General features: G+C 72.9%; 13 protein-coding genes and 1 pseudogene. 5 read left to right on the top strand and 9 right to left on the bottom strand.

The features are described from left to right. Both ABTZ99_RS23145 and ABTZ99_RS23140 read left to right on the top strand, forming a co-directional pair. Nucleotides 1-426 (top strand): annotated as a pseudogene (locus ABTZ99_RS23145) (endo-1,4-beta-xylanase); the annotation flags it as partial. A gap of 90 nt (nt 427-516) precedes the next feature. Continuing rightward, on the top strand, nt 517-1,770 hold the full coding sequence (locus ABTZ99_RS23140) for a cellulose binding domain-containing protein (RefSeq protein WP_499613815.1): 1,254 nt from the start codon (nt 517-519) through the stop codon (nt 1,768-1,770). Nucleotides 1,771-1,919: 149 nt separating this feature from the next. Here ABTZ99_RS23140 and ABTZ99_RS23135 read toward each other — a convergent pair whose 3' ends face one another. After that, nucleotides 1,920-2,708, bottom strand: coding sequence for an MBL fold metallo-hydrolase (locus ABTZ99_RS23135; protein ID WP_499613813.1), 789 nt, complete (start codon nt 2,706-2,708; stop codon nt 1,920-1,922). Between the two features lie 159 nt (nt 2,709-2,867). On the opposite strand from ABTZ99_RS23135, the gene ABTZ99_RS23130 reads away from it, so the two are divergent. Both ABTZ99_RS23130 and ABTZ99_RS23125 read left to right on the top strand, forming a co-directional pair. Further along, the gene (locus ABTZ99_RS23130) at nt 2,868-3,686 is read left to right on the top strand and encodes a phytanoyl-CoA dioxygenase family protein (protein WP_499613810.1); all 819 of its coding nucleotides are present in this window, start codon (nt 2,868-2,870) and stop codon (nt 3,684-3,686) included. 194 nt (nt 3,687-3,880) lie between these two features. After that, nucleotides 3,881-5,809 (top strand): family 43 glycosylhydrolase, encoded by a 1,929-nt coding sequence (locus ABTZ99_RS23125; RefSeq protein ID WP_498781885.1) that lies wholly within the window; start codon nt 3,881-3,883, stop codon nt 5,807-5,809. 63 nt (nt 5,810-5,872) lie between these two features. On the opposite strand, the gene ABTZ99_RS23120 is transcribed toward ABTZ99_RS23125, so the two are convergent. Then, nucleotides 5,873-8,302: an SdrD B-like domain-containing protein gene (locus tag ABTZ99_RS23120; RefSeq protein WP_499613807.1), complete on the bottom strand. Its 2,430-nt coding sequence runs from the start codon at nt 8,300-8,302 to the stop codon at nt 5,873-5,875. A 173-nt stretch (nt 8,303-8,475) separates the two neighbouring features. Here ABTZ99_RS23120 and ABTZ99_RS23115 point away from each other — a divergent pair, with 173 nt between their 5' ends. Next, the gene (locus ABTZ99_RS23115; protein ID WP_498781895.1) at nt 8,476-9,243 is read left to right on the top strand and encodes a hypothetical protein; all 768 of its coding nucleotides are present in this window, start codon (nt 8,476-8,478) and stop codon (nt 9,241-9,243) included. A 264-nt stretch (nt 9,244-9,507) separates the two neighbouring features. Here the strand turns inward: ABTZ99_RS23115 and ABTZ99_RS23110 are convergent, their stop codons facing one another. From ABTZ99_RS23110 to ABTZ99_RS23080, 7 genes are all read right to left on the bottom strand, one after another. Then, the gene (locus tag ABTZ99_RS23110; RefSeq protein ID WP_498781883.1) at nt 9,508-10,557 is read right to left on the bottom strand and encodes a LacI family DNA-binding transcriptional regulator; all 1,050 of its coding nucleotides are present in this window, start codon (nt 10,555-10,557) and stop codon (nt 9,508-9,510) included. 343 nt (nt 10,558-10,900) lie between these two features. Beyond that, nucleotides 10,901-11,938: a LacI family DNA-binding transcriptional regulator gene (locus tag ABTZ99_RS23105; RefSeq protein WP_498781881.1), complete on the bottom strand. Its 1,038-nt coding sequence runs from the start codon at nt 11,936-11,938 to the stop codon at nt 10,901-10,903. A gap of 170 nt (nt 11,939-12,108) precedes the next feature. Further along, nucleotides 12,109-13,407 carry an MFS transporter gene (locus ABTZ99_RS23100; RefSeq protein WP_498781879.1) on the bottom strand — a complete coding sequence of 433 codons (1,299 nt, stop codon included), beginning with the start codon at nt 13,405-13,407 and terminating at the stop codon, nt 12,109-12,111. Nucleotides 13,408-13,511: 104 nt separating this feature from the next. Next, complete coding sequence (locus ABTZ99_RS23095) at nt 13,512-14,276, bottom strand: class I SAM-dependent methyltransferase (protein WP_499613803.1); 765 nt, start codon at nt 14,274-14,276, stop codon at nt 13,512-13,514. Between the two features lie 85 nt (nt 14,277-14,361). After that, entirely contained in the window at nt 14,362-15,033 is a 672-nt protein-coding gene (locus tag ABTZ99_RS23090) for a response regulator (protein ID WP_499613821.1), read from the bottom strand. 20 nt (nt 15,034-15,053) lie between these two features. Beyond that, nucleotides 15,054-16,619 (bottom strand): sensor histidine kinase, encoded by a 1,566-nt coding sequence (locus tag ABTZ99_RS23085; RefSeq protein ID WP_499613800.1) that lies wholly within the window; start codon nt 16,617-16,619, stop codon nt 15,054-15,056. A 76-nt stretch (nt 16,620-16,695) separates the two neighbouring features. After that, complete coding sequence (locus ABTZ99_RS23080) at nt 16,696-17,784, bottom strand: chymotrypsin family serine protease (protein WP_499613798.1); 1,089 nt, start codon at nt 17,782-17,784, stop codon at nt 16,696-16,698. Nucleotides 17,785-17,842 lie beyond the last annotated feature (58 nt).

Genomic DNA, 17,842 nt, shown 5'->3' with positions numbered 1-17,842 from the left:
CGCGCCTCCGGCACCCCCCTGCTCTTCGACGGCTCCGGCAACAAGAAAGCCGCCTACACCTCGGTCCTCAACGCCCTCAACGCAGCAAGCCCGACCGGCCCCACCACGACCACGACGACCAACCCGACCGGTCCGACCACGACCACCCCGCAGAACCCCGGCGGCTGCACCGCGACCTACTCCGAGGGCCAGAAGTGGAGCGACCGCTTCAACGGCCAGGTCACCGTCTCGGGCACCGACAACTGGGTCGTCACGGTCACCGTGAGCTCGCCCCAGCGGATCATCGCCACCTGGAACACCAGTCCCACCTGGGAAACGGCCAACGTCATGACCGCGCGCCCCAACGGCAACGGCAACACGTTCGGCTTCACCATCCAGCACGGCGGCAACTGGAGCTGGCCCAGCCTCACCTGCCGGGTCGGCTGACCCGCCGCGGGAGGGCCTGATCACCACGGGCCCTCCCGCACCCACCCTCACGACACCAAGCCGCCGCCCCGCAGTGGAAGGAGCAATGCCTTGCTCAGGAACGATTCCCGTGCGCCGCGGTCAGCCGCGCTGGTGGCCGCCGTGGCGCTCGTCGCGACGACCGGCGGCTTGATCGGAGCGCAGTCCGCGTCGGCCGCCACCGGTTGCCGGGTCGACTACTCGGTCGGCTCGCAGTGGCCGGGTGGCTTCACCGCCACCGTGGCCGTGACGAACCTCGGCGACCCGGTGAACGGGTGGCGGCTGTCGTGGGCGTTCCCCGGTGACGAGCGGATCACGCAGTCGTGGAACGGCACGCACACCCAGTCCGGCGCGCAGGTCACCGCCGCCAACGCGGCGTGGAACGGCGGCATCGCCACCGGCGCGACGGTGTCGTTCGGCTTCAACGCCACGTCCGGCTCCCGTCCGACGTCGCCGGCGGCGTTCACCCTCAACGGCACCGTGTGCACCGGCTCGACCACGACAACCACCACGACTACGACTACGACTACGACGACGCCTCAGCCGAGCCGACCCATGATCGAGAACAACTTCTCCGTCACCAGGGAAGGCGCCTACGGCGACCGCCGCTTCACGGTGTTCCGCCCGTCGAACCCCGAGGCGGTCGGCCGCCCGCTCCCCGTGCTGGCCTTCGGGAACGGCGCGTGCGCGCACACGGACAACAGCGAGGTCACGCGGATCCTGACGTTCGTCGCGTCGAAGGGGTTCGTCGTGGTGGACACCGGCTCGGTCGACGGCTCGCCCAACGGCGTGCCCAGCGGGTCGCCCATCCCCTCCCTGCTGACGGACGCCATCACGTGGGCCGAGCGGGAGCAGGGCCGCTCCGGAGCGCCACTGCGCGGACGGCTCGACCTGACCGGGGTCGCCACGGCCGGCCACTCGTGCGGCGGCCTGGAAGCCATGGTCGCCGCCCAGGACCGCCGCGTGTCCGGTGTCGTGTCGTTGAACAGCGGGTTCTTCGCCGACGGCTCCTTCGGCTACCCGCGCTCCGAGGTCGGCAAGCTGCACACGCCCGCCCTGTTCATGGACGGCGGCTCCTCCGACATCGCCTACGCCAACAACCAGGCCACCTACGACCTGGCCACCGTCCCCGCCGTGCTGGCCCGCCACCCGCAGGCCGGGCACACCGGGTTCATCACCGGCAGCCAGCTGACCGACGGCATGACGACGGTGGTGCAGTTCCTGGACATGGTGCTCAACGACAACGAGACCGCCCGCGCCTACATCCTCAGCCCGTCCGGGCTCGCCGCCAAGGCTCCCTGGGTGGTGACCACGAAGAACTTCTGATCGCCGCACGAGGGGTGCGGTCCGGTCGGCCGCGTCGCAGGTGACGCGGCCGACCGGACCGGCGCGATCAGAAGCCCGCCACCCACGATGGTCACGTCGGCGTCCACGCGCTCTGCCGCACTCGGTGCACGGCGTGCGGCGGGTCGTGGTCAACGCTGGAGCGCGGCAAGGGTGAACTGCTCCGGGTAGGGCGAGAGCTCCACGGCCCGCGCGGCGGTGATCGTCCCGGCCGCCACCGCCCGGCACAGCTCGGCGACCCGGGACAGCTCCGCGCGCTGGGCCCGGACGAAGTCGCGGTCCACCGGGTCGCCGTGACCGGGCACGACGATCGGCGCGTCGAGCGACAGGATGCCGTCCAGCGCGGTCGGCCAGCCCTGGGGGTGTGCGTCGCCGAACTGCGGCGGTGCGCCGTGCTCCACGAGGTCCCCCGCGTACACCACTCCGGCGTCGGGGACGTGCGCCACCAGGTCGTGGTCGGAGTGCGCCGGTCCGAAGTGGACCAACTCGACCCGGCGCCCGCCGAGGTCGACTTCGGCGCGTGCGTCGACCAGCCGGTCCGGCAGCACCAGTCGCACGGCGGCGATGCGATCCGCGACCTCGACCTCGCCCCGTTCCCGGTAGTGCCGCGCCCACTTCTCGCGCTGCCGCGCCCCGGTGGCGACCAGGTCGGCGTGGCACCGCCGGTGCGCCCACACCTCGCACGGGCCGAAGACCTCGGTGCCGAAGCTGTGGTCGAAGTGGGAGTGCGTCAGCACCACGTGCCACGGCAACGGGGTCACCTCGCGGACCGCCCGAGCCAGTTCCGCGCCCTGACCCGCGTCACCCCCGGTGTCGATCACCAGGCACCGCTCGTCACCCACCACGAGCCCGACCGACAGGTCGAGCTCCTCGTACCGCCGCACCAGCACACCGTCGGCGACCTCGATCCACAACGCCACGGGCGGATCCAACCACACGACCGGGGCCCGCCGAATTTACAACGTTGGAAAATGCCGCCGGGGCTGCTACGTTCGGCAGTGGTCCGCTGTCGCGCGAACGGTCGGGGTGAACGCGCCCCGGTCGCCGCACCCGCTCCGCCCTGCCCGGAAGAGGTGGTCATGACCGGCGCCCGTGAGCCCGACGACCTGGTCGGGGAGCTGCACTCGGACGGCATCGTCGCGTTGCGCGGCGCGTTCGCACCCGACTGGGCCGATCGCCTCCGCGAGGACGTCGAGGTGTTGTTCCGGGAAGCGCTCGAACGCCCGGACGGCGCGATCGGGCGCGGGCCGAACCGCTACTACGTCGAGATCCACCCCGAGCGGATCAGGGGGTTCCTCGACCTGGTGACCCACCCGTGGGTGGTCGGCCTCGCGCGGGCCGTGCTGGGACCGGACTACCAGGTCGTGGAGACCGGTTTCGACGTGCCGCTGCCCGGCGCGGTCGCCCAGCCGTGGCACCGGGACTTCCCCGCCCCCGACGAGACCGTGCGGGACCGTCGCCTCACCTCGCTGGCGGTCAACGTCACGACGGTCGACACGACCCCCGAGATGGGGCCGTTCGAGATCGCGCCCGGCACGCAGTGGGACGACGGCGCCGACTTCGAGCACGGGATGTTCCCGCCGAAGTCGCACTACCCGCGCTACGAGGGTCTGGCCCAGCGGAAGATGCCCCGGCGGGGCGACATCTCCGCCCGTTCCGCGTTGACGATCCACCGCGGCACGCCCAACCGGTCGGCCACGGCACGGCCCGTGCTGGTCCTCGGCCTGGCCGCGGCGGGCGTCGGGAACGACCGCAACGACCTGGTGGTCAGCCGCGCCTTCCACGAGCGGTTGCCCGAAGAGGTCCGCGCGCACCTCGGGTGCCGGGTCGTCGACCGGCTCGAACCGCTGGTGCAGAAGCACACCATCGAGGGCCTCGTGATGGGTGCGGCCGACTAGCCACCGGCTCCCGTGCCCAGGTGGCAGGTCGGCCTCCCCGCGCACCGGCGGCAGGTCGGCCGCATCCCCGCGTACCAGCCGCATCCCCGCACACTGACCGCATCCCCGCACCGGCGGTCCGCGACTGCCTCCTCGGGCGCGATCACGGCGGCCCCAGGCGCCTCACCCCATCCCTGCGACCCGGAGTTGCCACGATGACCGCACTTCCGATCAAGCTCGCCACCACCGCCCTGACCGCGCTGCTCACAGGCGCCCTCACCACGGTCGCACCCGCGGCCGCCGCGGCCCCCGCGCCGGACCACCCGACCGCCGTGGCCGGCAACCCGTTCGCCGACGGCTGGTACGCCGACCCGGACACGATCGTCCACGGCGACACCTACTGGGTGTACCCCACGACGTCGAAGCCCTACGCCGAGCAGACCTACCTCGACGCGTTCTCCTCCACCGACCTCGTGCGCTGGACGAAGCACCGCAACGTGCTGACCACCGCCGACGTCTCCTGGGCCGAGTACGCGCTGTGGGCGCCGGCGCCGATCACCCGCAACGGCCGGTACTACCTGTACTTCGCCGCCAACGACATCCAGGGCGACTCGGCGCTGGGCGGCATCGGGGTGGCCGTCGCCGACCACCCGGCGGGTCCCTACCGCGACGCGATCGGCCGGCCGCTGATCGGGAAGTTCCACCACGGAGCGCAGCCCATCGACCAGGACGTCTTCATCGACGACGACGGTCAGGCCTACCTGTACTACGGGGGTTGGGGTCACGCCAACGTCGTGAAGCTCAACCCCGACATGGTCAGCCTCGGCACGTTCGCCGACGGCAGCACCTACAAGGAGATCACGCCGGCGGGTTACGTCGAAGGTCCGCAGATGTTCAAGCGAGCCGGGAAGTACTACCTGATGTGGTCCGAAGGCGGGTGGACCGGTCCGGACTACTCGGTGTCCTACGCGATCGCCGACTCGCCCACCGGCCCGTTCACCAGGCTGGACAAGGTGCTCGCCCAGGATCCCGCGGTCGCGCGCGGCTCGGGCCACAACTCGGTGGTGAACGTGCCCGGCACCGACATCTGGTACATCGTCTACCACCGCCGACCGCTGAGCGAGACCGACGGCAACCACCGCCAGCTCGCCTACGACCGCATGCACTTCAACGCCGACGGCACGATCCGGCGCGTGACGATGAAGGTCCAGGACAACTTCGCCGACGACAACTCCTACGGCTGGAAGACCTACGGCGGCTCGTGGACCGTCCCGGGTGGACGGTTGCGGGCGGCCGGCTCCGCCGGCGGCAAGGCGTTGCTGGACACGAACTTCGGCGACTTCACCCAGGACACCGACGTGACGATCACGTCCGGCGGTGGTGACGCCGGGCTGGTGTTCCGGGCGAGCAGGCCGGCGGTCGGCGTCGACGGCTACGCCGGCTACTACGCGGGCATCTCCCCCGCCGGGCGGGTCGTGCTGGGCCGGGCCGACAACTCGTGGACCCCGCTGGGCGCCGCGCCGCTGGCGGTGAGCGTCGGCTCCACCCACCGCCTGCGGGTCACCGCGGTCGGCACGTCGATCAAGGTGTACGTCGACGACCTGGCCACGCCGAAGATCAGCGTCACGGACGCGACGTTCGCCTCCGGCGGCAACGGCGTGCGGGTGTTCAACGCGGCGGCCGACTTCGACAACGTCGTGGTCGGCCCGGCCGTGGGCGGGGAGGTCAACCTCGCGCGAGGTCGCCCGGCCACCGGCTCGACCCCGTGCGCGCCGGGCGAAGGGCCGGAGAAGGCGGTCAACGGCACCGTGACGGGCGGGAACAGCGACAAGTTCTGCTCGTCGGTGTCCGGCGCGTGGCTGGGCGTGGACCTCGGCGCCACCCGGTCGATCTCCCGGTTCGAGGTCGCGCACGCCCAGGCGGGCGGTGAGGGCGCCGGTCTCAACACCAAGGCGTTCGGCCTCTCGGTGTCCGACGACGGCACGACGTGGCGGAAGGTGGTCGACGTGACGAACAACGGCGCGGCTACCACGGTCCACCGCGTCAGCGGGGTGTCGGGTCGCCACGTCCGGCTCGACGTCGGCGTTCCCACGAACACCGGCGAGATCGCCACCCGCATCTACGAGCTGCGCGTCTTCGGCTGAGCCCGTGCACCCGGCGGCGAGTGGTCCGCCCGCCCGCGAGGATCCGCGGGCGGGCGGACCCGGTCACTCCTGCCTGGTCCGGCGTTTGCGGCTCAGGAACGCGAGCGCCGCGCCCGTGCCGAGGACCAGGACACCGATGAGGACCACCCACGGCAGGCCGGCGGAGACACCGGTGTCGGCCAGCGAACCCCCGGGCGGGGTGGTCGTGGTCGGGGCCGGGGTCGTCGCCGGCACGGTGGTCGTCGGCGGCGTCGTGGTCGGATCGGGCTGGGGGATGTGCACGCCCGCGTCGATGGTGTGGTCGACTTCTCCGGGGTTGGCCGGCGCCGTGACGGGCGCGTAGCCGTTGCACAGCTGCCCGGTGGTCGGCGGCACCACGTTGGAGTCGTGCACCCGGTCGTCACCGGTCAGCCCGGTGGTGAACCGCAGGTCGGTGGCGGGCGGCTGTCCGGGGACCGTGTCGGTGTCCGCGGTGCACACGTTGAACTGCACCGTGTACTCCGCGCCCGGCGTGAGCTCGTAGGCCGCGCCGACACCGCCGAAGTAGTACTCGCCGGCCGCGTCGGTCCTCGTCGTGGCGACCTGCCTGCCGTCGGCGTCGAGCAGGTTGATCGTCGCGTCCGGCAGCCGCACGTCCGCCGGGTCCTGGACGCCGTTGCGGTCGCCGTCGAACCACACCAGGTTGCCGATCTGGATCGGCGCGTTCGCCGCCTGGTAGGCGATGGCGCCGAGCCCTCCGGCCTTGCCGAACCCGTGACTCGGGTTTCGACCGACGAACTCGTAGGCGTTGTCCGTAGGGCTGTTGCCGGGCCCTTCACCGGTCGTGACGTCGTAGTAGCCGGTCCCGGCCGTGGCGACGTTGACCGTCGGGTCCATCTGCGTGCTGATGACCCATTGCTGCTGCGGGATGTAGGCGACCGAGCCCAGCGCGGACTCCTGGTGCGCCGCGGGGCGTCGGAAGTAGTCGCCCGGGAAGTACTCGACCACGTCGCCCGCCTGGCCGGCGGTGTTGTCGCCGGTCGCGTGGTTCGGGCAGGTCCCGGTGCCCTCCCAGGAGTACCCGCCGGCGGGGTTGACGCAGGCCATGTTGATGTCGCCACCGGCGAAGCCGCGTTCCGTGGTGGTCCGGCCCGGACGCGGGTCCAGCGCGTCCCAGCCCACCACGTCCATGAACCGGTCGCGGAAGCCGAGGATCATCGACCCGTCACGCGCGAACGCCAGGCTCGCCAACTGCGGCTGCGGGTCGATCATCGTGCCGCCACCGCCCACGTCGTGCTCGTCCCACGTCGCCAGGTCGCTGCGCCACGGGTTCCAGCGGTCGGTCTGGCCGGGAGCCGACCGGCCGCTGAGGACCTCGCCGCGCTTGAAGCCGAGCGGCTGGGTCAGCACCGCGGTGAACCCCGTGCCGTCGTAGGTGTAGACGACGGCCTTCAGGTCCGCGCGGTTCTGCGTGCTCTCCGCGCTGCACACGCCACCGACGTACAGGGTGGCGTCGTGCGCGGCGACGCTGAACGGGCGCCAGTCGCCAGGAGCCGCGCAGCCCGGGTCCGGGATCGGCACCGTGGCCGCGGGCGCCGAGGCGGTGGCCCCGGTGGCGTCGAAGCCGACCAGGCTGCGGGTCAGCAGGTTCACCGCGTACAGCGTGGAGCCGTCCTCCGACAGGGCCAGGCCGCCGATGCCCTCCTTGCCGGGCACGTCGGTGAACCCACCGTCCTTGATCATGTTCCCGGTGTCGTGGGGCGTCAGCGCGGCGCCGGGCACCTTCGCGAACAGGGTCGGCGCGCCGCCGCCGTCGACCGGCACGGTGTAGATCGCGTCGCCGCCCTCCGGCCCGTACGCGGCGTGCCGCCGGGCGAACGCGCCCTGGAACAGCCGACGCCGGTCCTTGTCGTAGGCGAGTCCGTACGTCGTGCCCACCTGGGCTTGGGTGGCCAGCGTGGTCGGGCAGCCGACGTCCTCGGGGCACGTGCCGCGGGCGTCCCGCCCGAACGCCACCAGGGCCCTGGTGTCCTGGCCGTTGGCACTGGCCTGGATCGGCACGAAGTACCGGGTGTCCGGCAGGGTGAAGTGGGCGGGGTTCCAGACGCCGGTGATCACCGAGTCGTCCTTGCCGCCCGACACGTCCACGAACGTGGTGAAGCTGTCGAAGTGGTTGGTCGCCGTCGAGGCCGGGGCCGCCCTCAGGTACTCCCGGTAGGGCTCGGGAACGGTGACGTCGACGCGGTAGTGGCCGCCGCTCAGCACGTCGGACGGCGGCACCACGACCTTGCCGGTCGCGTCCGTGACACCGTCGACGCGGTGGCCCTCGCGGTCGGAGACGACGACGGCCATGCCTTGCTGCGGCACGTCCATCGTCGTGTTGATCACACCGGTGCCGAAGAAGTCCCTCAACACCTGGACGGTCAGCGTGCCGTCCGCCGGCGACGCGGCAGCCGTCCCGGTGGTCGCCCCCGTGATGCCGCTGCTCGCCAGCAGCAGGCCCGCGAGTCCCACCCGCGCCAGTCCGCCCCCACGCGTCCGGGTTCGCCGGCGCGTCCTCGTCCCTCTGTGTAAGTCGTCATGCACCGTGCACAGCCAACCAGAATCCCGTCTCCCCCTACGCCATACGTTCGGGTGAATCGTCGTGGTGGAGCAACGCACTGTTAGTGTTCCGCCGCGTGCGGAGCATGCGAGCCCAGCAACGCCTTCCGCGGTGGTCGCGGCCGCGTTGGTCGGTCGTCGTCATCGGCGTCGTGGCGGTGGTGGCGGCCGGGGTGACCGCGTTCCTGATCGTCGATCCGGGTTCCGAGCCGACCGGTCCGCGTGCGTTGACCTCGGACGAGGTGAACCGGCTGGCGATCGCGCGGTTCCGCAACTTCGAGGCGGGAGGCCGCGCGGTGACGATCACCGTGCCGACCACCGCCGGCGGGCTGGTCATCACCGGCTCCATCGACTACCGGGCGAAGCTCGGTTACGGCGTGGTGCGCGGCGCCGGGCGCGACACGTCCAGCGACGGGCTCATCCAGTGGAACCCCACCGCGGTGTTCGTCCACCCGATGGCGAACGCCCCGGCGGAGGCGCCGGCCTCGCCGCCCGGGTCGGGCTGGCACCGCCGTCCGCTGCAGACGTCCGGCAGCTCGTTGGACAGCTCGCTGCTCATCGCGCTCAACCTCGGCAGCGACCGGCCGGACAACGCCGCGCTGCTGCCGCAGAACGGCGCGGCCTGGGTTGGTCAGGACCGAGTGGGCGAGCACCAAGTGGACGTCATGTCCGGACCGAGCGCCCGCGCCAAGCCCGACACCGCGGGCAACGTCCGCTACTGGGTCGACCAGGACGGCACCATGCACCGGGTCCAGGCCGACGTGGCGTCCGAACCGCAGCCGGTGGTCATCGACTTCGACACCCGGCCGTACGTCCCGGTCCAGCCCGCGCCCGGCGTCACCGCGACGCCGTAGCCACCCTGCCGGAAACCGCGGGGGTGCCTCGGATTCGCCCACTTCCGCGCGCGGTGCCGACTCGGTGAGCGCGTCGTGCTCCGCACTGCCGATCGGCCCGGCGGTCGGCGTGCCAATGTGTGTCCGATGTGGACACACGGCGGCCGTGCGCGACCTCACGGCCGACTCGGCGGAACGCGTCTCTCAACGCGAGCCGAACCAGTGGCGGGTGGAAGTCGTGGACTCAGGCCGATCCCGGGAACCCGGCCGGTCACCCCGATCCGATCACCCGTCCGCCGGGCGGGGTGACGCGATGGACGAGCGGTCGCGCCTGGGCATGGGGACGCGGTGGACACCGGGCAGCTGTGAGCGGCGTTCGGTGAGGAGGACCTCGACGGCCTTCGCGCCCAGCTCGTAGCGCGGCAGGGCGACGGTGGTCAGCGTGGGGCGCAGCCAGCCGGCGAGGGGGTGGTCGTCGAAGGAGACGACGGAGACGTCGGCCGGCACGGCGAGACCGGCGTCGGCCAGGGCTTGGTAGGCCCCGAACGCGAGCCGGTCGTCGAAGCAGATCAGGGCGCCGGGACGTGCGCTTGCCAGCAGGTCCCCGGTGGCGGCGAAGCCGTGCTCCGGCAGCCACGACCGGCACGGCCACGCGCCGGCGATCTCCACGCCCGCCGCGTCGAGCACCTCGCGGATGCCGGTGAGGCGCTCGGCCGCGGTGACCGAGCCGGGTGGCACGCCGTCCGGGTCGACGCCCGTGCCGACGAGGTGGATGCCGTCGCGGTGCCCGGCGTCGAGCAGCGCGCGTGCGGCGGTCCGGCCCGCTTCGACCTCGTCGGGCACGACGACGGACAACGGGGACGGCCGGTCGGGGAGGACGTTGAGCAGCACGGCGCGACCGGCCTCGATCCGGTCGGGCACGCAGACCTGCCTGGTCTGCGTCGACGCGTACACGATCCCGTCGACCTTGCGGTCGAGCATCGCCCCGATCAGGCCCTGCTCCGCCGTCCGGTCGCCGTCGGTCTCGCCGACGATCAGCAGCGCGCCGTGCTCGCGTGCCGCGTCGAAGGCGCCCCGGATCATGTCCCCGGCCAGCTCGGACGTGGCCACCGCGTCGGAGATGAACCCGATCGTGTGGGTCCAGTCGGTGCGGGGTCCGACGGACGACCTCTTGCGGCGGTAGCCCACGGCGTTCGCGGCCTGCCGCACGCGCAGCTCGGCCTCCGCCGAGATGCGCAGGTCACGACCTCGACCGGACAGCACGAGCGAGACCGTCGTGACCGAGACGCCGGCCGCCTTGGCCACGTCGGCCAGCGTGACCTGTCGTCGGTTCACCGGGTTCTCCCGCAGCCGAGGTCCCGAAGGGCCTGTTCCGACACCGCTGTGCCGTCGAGGCGCGCGTCAGGGGAACCGCGACTGGTGGCGCGGCCCGCGGTGGATGTGCGCTTCCGTCGAAGACGACATGTGCTGCTCCTGGACTGCGTTGTCCCGGCGTGGTGCTCGGCGCTCCTCGCTGGAGTGAATGTTTCGGTTCACTCACCTGAAGTTTCGGGCAATGTAGCGCCGCTGTCGTGCCCGCGTCAACGCGGCGACAGGGTGAGAATGTGAGCGTTCACCGATGCTCAGAGCGCGGTGAGGCGGAACAGCGTTGTGAACGTGCACATGGAGGACGGCGGGATCACCGGCGAGGGGCGGCGGTGCTGGCGCGGACGACGAGCTCGGTGGCGAGGACCAGCCGGTGCTGCGGCAGCGGCCTGCCCTGCGCCAGGTCGATCAGCATGCCGGTGGCGGTGGCGGCCATGTCGCCCAGGGGCTGCCGAATGGTGGTCAGCGCGGGGATCATCCACTGGGCGGGCGGCAGGTCGTCGAAGCCCACCACGCTCAGGTCGTCGGGGATGCGCAGGCCCGCCTCGTAGACGGCCTGGTAGACCCCGTGCGCCTCGCCGTCGTTGCCGGTGACCACCGCGGTCGGCGGATCGGGCAGGCGCAGCAGCTGCCGGGTGTGCTCGAGGCCGTCCTCGATCTGGAAGTGGCCCTCGCGGACCAGCTCCGGGTCCACCGGCACGCCGGCGGAGTCCATGGCCGCGCGGTAGCCGTCGAGCCTCGCCCGACCCGACAGCATCCGGGTGGCGCCGGTGATCACCGCGATGCGCCGGTGCCCCAGCTCCAGCAGGTGCCGGGTCGCCGCCAGGCCGCCGCTCCAGTTGTCCGCGCCCACCGACGGCACGCCGTGCGCGGGTTCGCCGGTCGGGTCGACCAGCACCACCGGGATGTCGCGGCTGCGCAGCTGCTCGTGCTGCGCGGGCGCGGGGCCGGAGAAGACGGCGACGACGCCGGTCGGCCGCCGGGCCAGCACGCTGTCGACCCAGCTCCGGTCGGGGACGTGCCTGCCCTGGAGCTGGCTCAGGGAGATCGTCAGCCCGTGTTCGGCGGCGACGCGGTCGACGCCCTTGACCACCTCGACGGGGTACGTGCCGGCCAGCTCGTGGAACAGCACCTCGACCAGCGGCGCCTTGCTGACCTTCTTCTGCCGCCGGTAGCCCTGCTCGCGGAGCAGGCCCTCCACCAGGGCGCGGGTGTCCGCGGCGACCTCGACGTGCCCGTTGACCACCTTGGACACCGTCGCCGCCGACACACCCGCCAACTCGGCGATCCGCGCGATGGTGACGCCGGCGTTGCCCACGGCGCCGGAGGCCGGGTCACGGGTGGTGGCCATGGCGGGAGTCTAACGGCCGGGCCACTTGTCACCCGGCGCCGCCGCCTGCCGGCGTGGGCCCGGTCGCCCCGAAAGTCCAGGTCTTCGGACCGACTGATCAGGTCGCGGACTGGCCTGGGCACCGCGCGTTCAGAGCGGGTGCGACCACCGCGGCACAGGGCCGGTCCGGGTCAGGACTCCCTCTCCAGGCGGATCGACCGCACCTCCGGCAGCAGGAGGATCGCCGCGCTGCTGAAGACCTGCCAGCCCGCGGCGGCGAGCAGCAGGGCGCCCGTGCCCACGACCTCGGACACCGGGCCCACCAGGGCGAGGCCGACGGGTCCGAGCGCGTACGCACCGAGCAGCTCGTAAGCGCTGACCCGCGACAGCACCCCTTGCGGCACCAGCCGCTGTTCCGTGGTGCGCCACAACGCGTTGAACGCGCTCGCGCTGAAGCCGACGGCGAACGCGGCGGCCACGACCAGCGGCAGCGGGGCGCGCAGGGCGAGCGGGACCAGCAGACCGACCCAGGCCAGCTGGACGAACGCGATGACCAGGAGGGTGCGGCGGACGTGCAGGCGCAGCAGGAGCACGCTCGCCAGGACGGCTCCCGCACCTTGCGCCGCGGCGATCGCACCCCAGGCCGACGCGCCGCCGAGGTCGCCGCGCGCGATCACGGGCCCCAGCACCAGGAACGGGGACACCACGAACAGGTTCCACAGCGCCAACTGCAGCACGCCGACCCACAGCCAGCGGCGGGAGCGGAACTCCGTCCAGCCCTCGCGCAGGTCGGTGAGCAGCCGCCGGCGCGCGACGCCGGTGCGCGGCGCCACCCGCACGCCGGCCAGGAACAACGCGCTCACCAGGTAGCTCGCCCCGTCGATCACCAGCACGACCCCCGAGCCGCCCACCGCCACCAGCAGGCCCGCGACGGCCGGACCGGCCACGTCCGGGACCGACTTGGCCAGGCCCAGGAACGAGTTGGCGCGCTGGAGCTGGTCCCCGGTCACGAGATCGGCGGGCATGGCGGCGAGCGCGGGCTGGTAGAACGCGGCCGCCCCGCCGCGCACGGCGGCCAGCAGGGCCATCGACCACAGCTGGGCCGTGCCGGTGAAGACCAGCGCCGCGAACACGAACTGCGCGGTGGCGGACACGAGGTCGGCACCCACCATGACCGCCCGGCGCGGCACCCGGTCCGCCAGCACGCCGCCCGCGACCAGGAACACGATCGTCGACACGACGCCCGACGCGAACACCAAGCCGAGGTCGGTCGCCGACGCCCCGCTGTCCAGCACGGCGAACGTCATGGCCACCGGCGCCATCGAGGAGCCGATCAGCGAGGTGGCGTAGCCCAGGAAGAAGCGCCGGAAACGCCGGTCCACCAGCAGGTCGCCCGCGTCGCGCCACTGCCCCCGGCGGCGGCCGGTGGCCGTCCGGGGTTCGCCGTCCTGCCCGTCTCCGGCCCGTGCGGAGAGATCTTCCACAGCCACGCGTTCCAACATAGAGCCATCGGGCGACCACGGGTCGCCATCGCACCCGGTCGCTGTCCCGCCGGCGGGCGGCAGCGGTCTGTCCACAATGGACGGAGCACCGGCTAGCGCACCGGCTTGCGCGCCTCGATCAGGAACCGGCGTGAGCGCGCGACGAACGGGCCGTCGGTCCGGATCCGCTCGTGCAGCGCCTCCAGGCGGTCGCGGTACTTCTCGACGGTGAAGTCGGGGACGAACCAGATGACCTTGCGCAGGAAGTAGACCATCGCGCCGACGTCGAAGAACTCCATCACCAGTTCGGCGGTCCGCAGGTCGACCACCTCCAGGCCGGCCTCCTCCGCCGCGGCCCTCGCCAGTTCCGGCTCGCGGTCGCCGTGCCCCAACGGCTGCGGGCCCAGGAAGAAGTCGTAGACCTCGTGGCCGCTGTCCGGGCCGACCTGCTGGGAGAAGTACGTGCCGCCGGGCGTCAGGACGCGGGCGATCTCGCCCCAGTGGACCGTCACCGGGTGTCGGCTGGTGACCAGGTCGAACGTGCCGTCGGCGAACGGCAGCGGCGGCCGGTCCTCGTCGGCGACCACGACGACTCCCTTGTCCCGCAGGTTCTCCTGCGCCCGCGCGATGTTGGGCGGCCAGGACTCGGTCGCGACCATGGCCTTGGCCGCGCGCTGCGGCACCCCGGCCAGCACCTCGCCGCCGCCGGTCTGGACGTCCAGGCTCATCGACGCGCGGCCGACCCGTTCGCCCATCAGCTTCTGGTAACCCCAGGGCGGGCGCTCCTCGGTGGCCCGGCCGTGCAGCCAGGAGAAGTCCCAGCCGGTGACGTCGACCGCCTCGGCCTCGGCGATCAGCGCGTCGAAACCCCTGTCCACAACCGCCTCCCGCACGTGAGGGTACCTCACCACCGCCGTCGTCCCGGCCGGTCGCGGCTGCCTCGCCCGGCCGGTCGGAGTCCTCCTAAGGCGACTCGTCCACCAGGTCGGCGTGGTGGGCGATGATCGCGACCTCGACGCGGTTGCGGACGCCGAGGTGCCTGAACAGGGTGCTCGCGTAGGCCTTGACCGTGCCCTCCACCACGTGCAGCCGCGCGGCGATCTCGGCGTTGGACAGGCCCGCGCCGATGAGGCCCAGCACGGCCCGCTCGCGTTCGGTCAGCCCTGCGATGCGGTTCCTGGCTTCGGCGGCCCTGGTGGCGCGTGAACCCGGGCGGGTGGTGCTGAAGGCGCTGATCACGCGCTTGGTCACGCTCGGGGACAGGTAGGCCCCGCCCGCTCGCACCGCGCGCACCGCGGCCCGCAGCTCACCCGGGTGGCCGGTCTTGAGCAGGAAGCCGCTCGCGCCCGCTTCGAGCGCCTGGGCGATGTAGTGGTCGTCGGAGAACGTGGTCAGCACCAGCACACCGGTGTCGGGCGCGACCGCCGCGATCTCGCGGGTGGCCGAGATCCCGTCCGACCCGGGCATCCGGATGTCCATCAGCACGACGTCCGGCCGCCGCGCGCGGACCACCTCGACCGCTTCCCGGCCGTCGCCCGCCTCGCCGACCACCTCCACGCCCGGGTCGCCGTCCAGGATGGCGCGGACACCGGCCCGGATCAGCGCCTCGTCGTCGACCAGCACGATCCTGATCACCTCGGACCGCCCTCCAGCGCTCACTCGCCCTCCCTCTCCCCCGTGCGCACGAGCACGTCCTTGCCCACCAACAGGTCGTCGCGGAAGCACAGGCGGTACACGTCGAACGCCTCCGGGACGAACCCCGCGTCCGACCGGTAGTACTCGCAGGTCGAGCCCGGTGGTCGTGGCGGTTCGGGACCGAAGCCGCGTTCGGGCACCTGCCGATCCGGGATCACGTCCGCGGTGGTCGACCGCGCGGCGCCCAACACCAGTCGCTGGAACGAGTCCGGCCGCAGCACCGAGTTGAACGTGTCGTAGGCGTAGACGCCCATCAGGACGACCACCAGACCCGCACCGAGCGCCACGGGCGTGAGCACCGCCGCCACCAGTCGCCTGCGGACGCCGTCCCGCGCGCGGTCGAACTCGGCGGTCACGGTGGAGTCCTCGTCCGGCGAGGCGTCGAGCGCGCGCTGTGCCCCGGGAAGCCGCACCACCACTCGGTAGCCGCCCCCGTGCGGACCGGCGCGCAACGTGCCGCCGGCGAGCCTGACCCGTTCCCGCAGGCCGGGCAGACCGCGGCCACCACGTGCGGGCGCGGGCGGCACGGGCCCGGCGGGCGGGCCGTTGGTCACCACGACGCGGGTCTCGTCGTCCGACCCGTGAAGCCGCACGGACACCTCGGCGCCCGGCGCGTGCTTGGTCGCGTTCGTGATCGCCTCCTGCACGGTCCGGTACGCGGCCCGGTACCGCAGGGGCTCCAGGTCCTCGACGTCACCGTCCACGGCCAGGTCGACGGCGACGCCCGCCGCCGCGGCACGCGCCACCAGGTCGCCGATGCGCTCGCCGCCGGGGGTCGTCGACGCCGGGTCGTCCTCGTCGCGCAGCAGGTCGATGATGTCGCACAGCTGCTCGGCGGCCACCGCGATGCTCTCGCGCACCGCGGTGGCCCTAGCCCGGTGCCGCTCGTCCAGGTCGGCGGCGACCTCCAGCGAACCCGCCGTGAGCGCGGCCAGGCCGAGCTGGTGGCCCAACGAGTCGTGCATGTCGTGCGCGATGCGTGCCCGTTCGCGCAACCGCGCCTGCTCGGCCACGAATCGCTGCCGCTCCGCCAACCGGGCCGCCCGCTCCCAGCCCGACTCGACCAGCCGCACCTGCTGCCGCCGGTAGCGGCCGACCAGCCAGGGGAACACGCCGAACACGACCAGCCCGCCGACCCTGACCAACCAGGTGTACACGTCGGCCGACAGGGACAGCACCACCGCCGAGCCGAGCACGGTCACGACGGGGAACACCGCCACGGCCGCCCGCCCGGCGGGCAGCCCGCGCCCGGCCAGGTAACCCGTCACCGCCACGGCGGCCAGGTACCGCCACTCGACCGCCGCCGCCACCGTCGCGACCACCAGCGCCACGAGCGGCAGCCGCCTGGCGAGCGGGACCACCAGCGCGGTGGCCACGGCCCCGATCACCGACGTCGGCCCGTCGAGGTCGACCAGGAACGGGCTCGCCGACACCAGCCACCGGCCGGTGTCGGCCAGGAACCGGCGGACGGTGACGGGAACCGCCGGCAGGGGCGTGACGATCGTCCGCGGCACCGATTCCCTCACGGGCCCCAGGTTACGCACCGGCTCGCCGTCCACAGTCGACCCCGGCGGAGGTCGGGGTCGACCGCGAGGCGATCTGTCAGAGCGGGATGTAGACGCCGAAGTCGCGGCTCGCGGTGCGGAAGTCCTGGAAGCCGATCCGCGCGCCCGCCGCCCTCGTCACGGTGCCCTTGGCGATGACGCCGCCCGACGACGAGGGGCCGTACACGGGTCCGCCGCTGTCGCCGGCCCGCGCGGACGGCTGGCCGTTCATCTGCTCGCCCTCCACCAGGTCCTCGCGGTCGGCGTAGAAGAACAGCACCTTGATGTTGCACACGGGCGCGCCGGTCACGCGCGCGCTGGTGACGCCGGACTGGCACAGGTACTCGCCGGTGTAGACGTCGCCCCAGCCGCGGACGACCTCGGTGGAGTTGCTGTCGCCACCGCCGACGTACTGCTGGTTCACCACGTTGCCGGTGGGGACCAGCATGATGTCGTGGTCGCCGTGCTTCGCCCCCGCCGTGCCGATGTACTCGCCGGTGGGGTCGGTGACGCGCACGCCGGGGTTGCCGCAGTGGCCCGCGGTGAGCAGGAACCGCGCGTTGTCGCCGTTGCGGACGGAGAACCCGGACGTGCACGCGGCGTTGCCGAGCACGATGGTCGCACCGCCCTTCCACGGCGGGGCGTCGTTCTGCCGGGACACCGGCGCCAGCGGCTCCTCGACCACGGTCCGCACCGGCACGTCGACGTCCACGGCGCGGGTCGCGAACTCCGACGTCGCGCCCAGGACGAGGCCGCTGCCGTCGGCGGGTAGCTTGATCGCGTGCACGCCGGGTCCGCGCTGCGCCCGCACGACCTTGGCGGCCTCGCGCAGTTCGGCCTCGGAGTGGCGGGCGGCCTGGAAGGTCACCGGCGCCTCGCCCCGGGACGCGGCGTCGCGCACGGCGGCGGGCACGTCGCCCTTCCACCACAGCGCGACGTGGTCGTCTTCCAGGACCAGCCCGGCGAAGCCGGCGTGCCCGCCGCGCCGCACCTCCGCCTGGATCGTGTCGGCGGTGCGCACCAGCGGCTGCTGGGCGAGCATGCGGTCCCAGTCGGTGACCGGTCCGGCGGTGGCGGGGGTGGTGATCAGCGCGGCGGACGTGACGGCCGCGGCGGCCATGGCGGTGATCGTGCGTGCTGTCCTCACGAGCGGAACTCCTCTGCGTGACAGGGACGGACAGCGGCGGCGTCCGATCAGATTATGG

The sequence above is a fragment of the Actinosynnema sp. NPDC002837 genome (assembly GCF_040295345.1).
Taxonomy (GTDB): domain Bacteria; phylum Actinomycetota; class Actinomycetes; order Mycobacteriales; family Pseudonocardiaceae; genus Actinosynnema.
The sequence above is the reverse complement of the archived record's forward strand: the minus strand, read 5'-3'. Positions and strand labels throughout refer to the sequence as shown.

What these genes read in the sequence shown, in the direction of transcription:
- ABTZ99_RS23130 (WP_499613810.1), top strand. Translation starts at nt 2,868, where the DNA reads ATGACCGGCGCCCGTGAGCCCGACGACCTGGTCGGGGAGCTGCACTCG.
- ABTZ99_RS23115 (WP_498781895.1), top strand. Translation starts at nt 8,476, where the DNA reads ATGCGAGCCCAGCAACGCCTTCCGCGGTGGTCGCGGCCGCGTTGGTCG.
- ABTZ99_RS23125 (WP_498781885.1), top strand. Translation starts at nt 3,881, where the DNA reads ATGACCGCACTTCCGATCAAGCTCGCCACCACCGCCCTGACCGCGCTG.
- ABTZ99_RS23105 (WP_498781881.1), bottom strand. Translation starts at nt 11,938, where the DNA reads ATGGCCACCACCCGTGACCCGGCCTCCGGCGCCGTGGGCAACGCCGGC.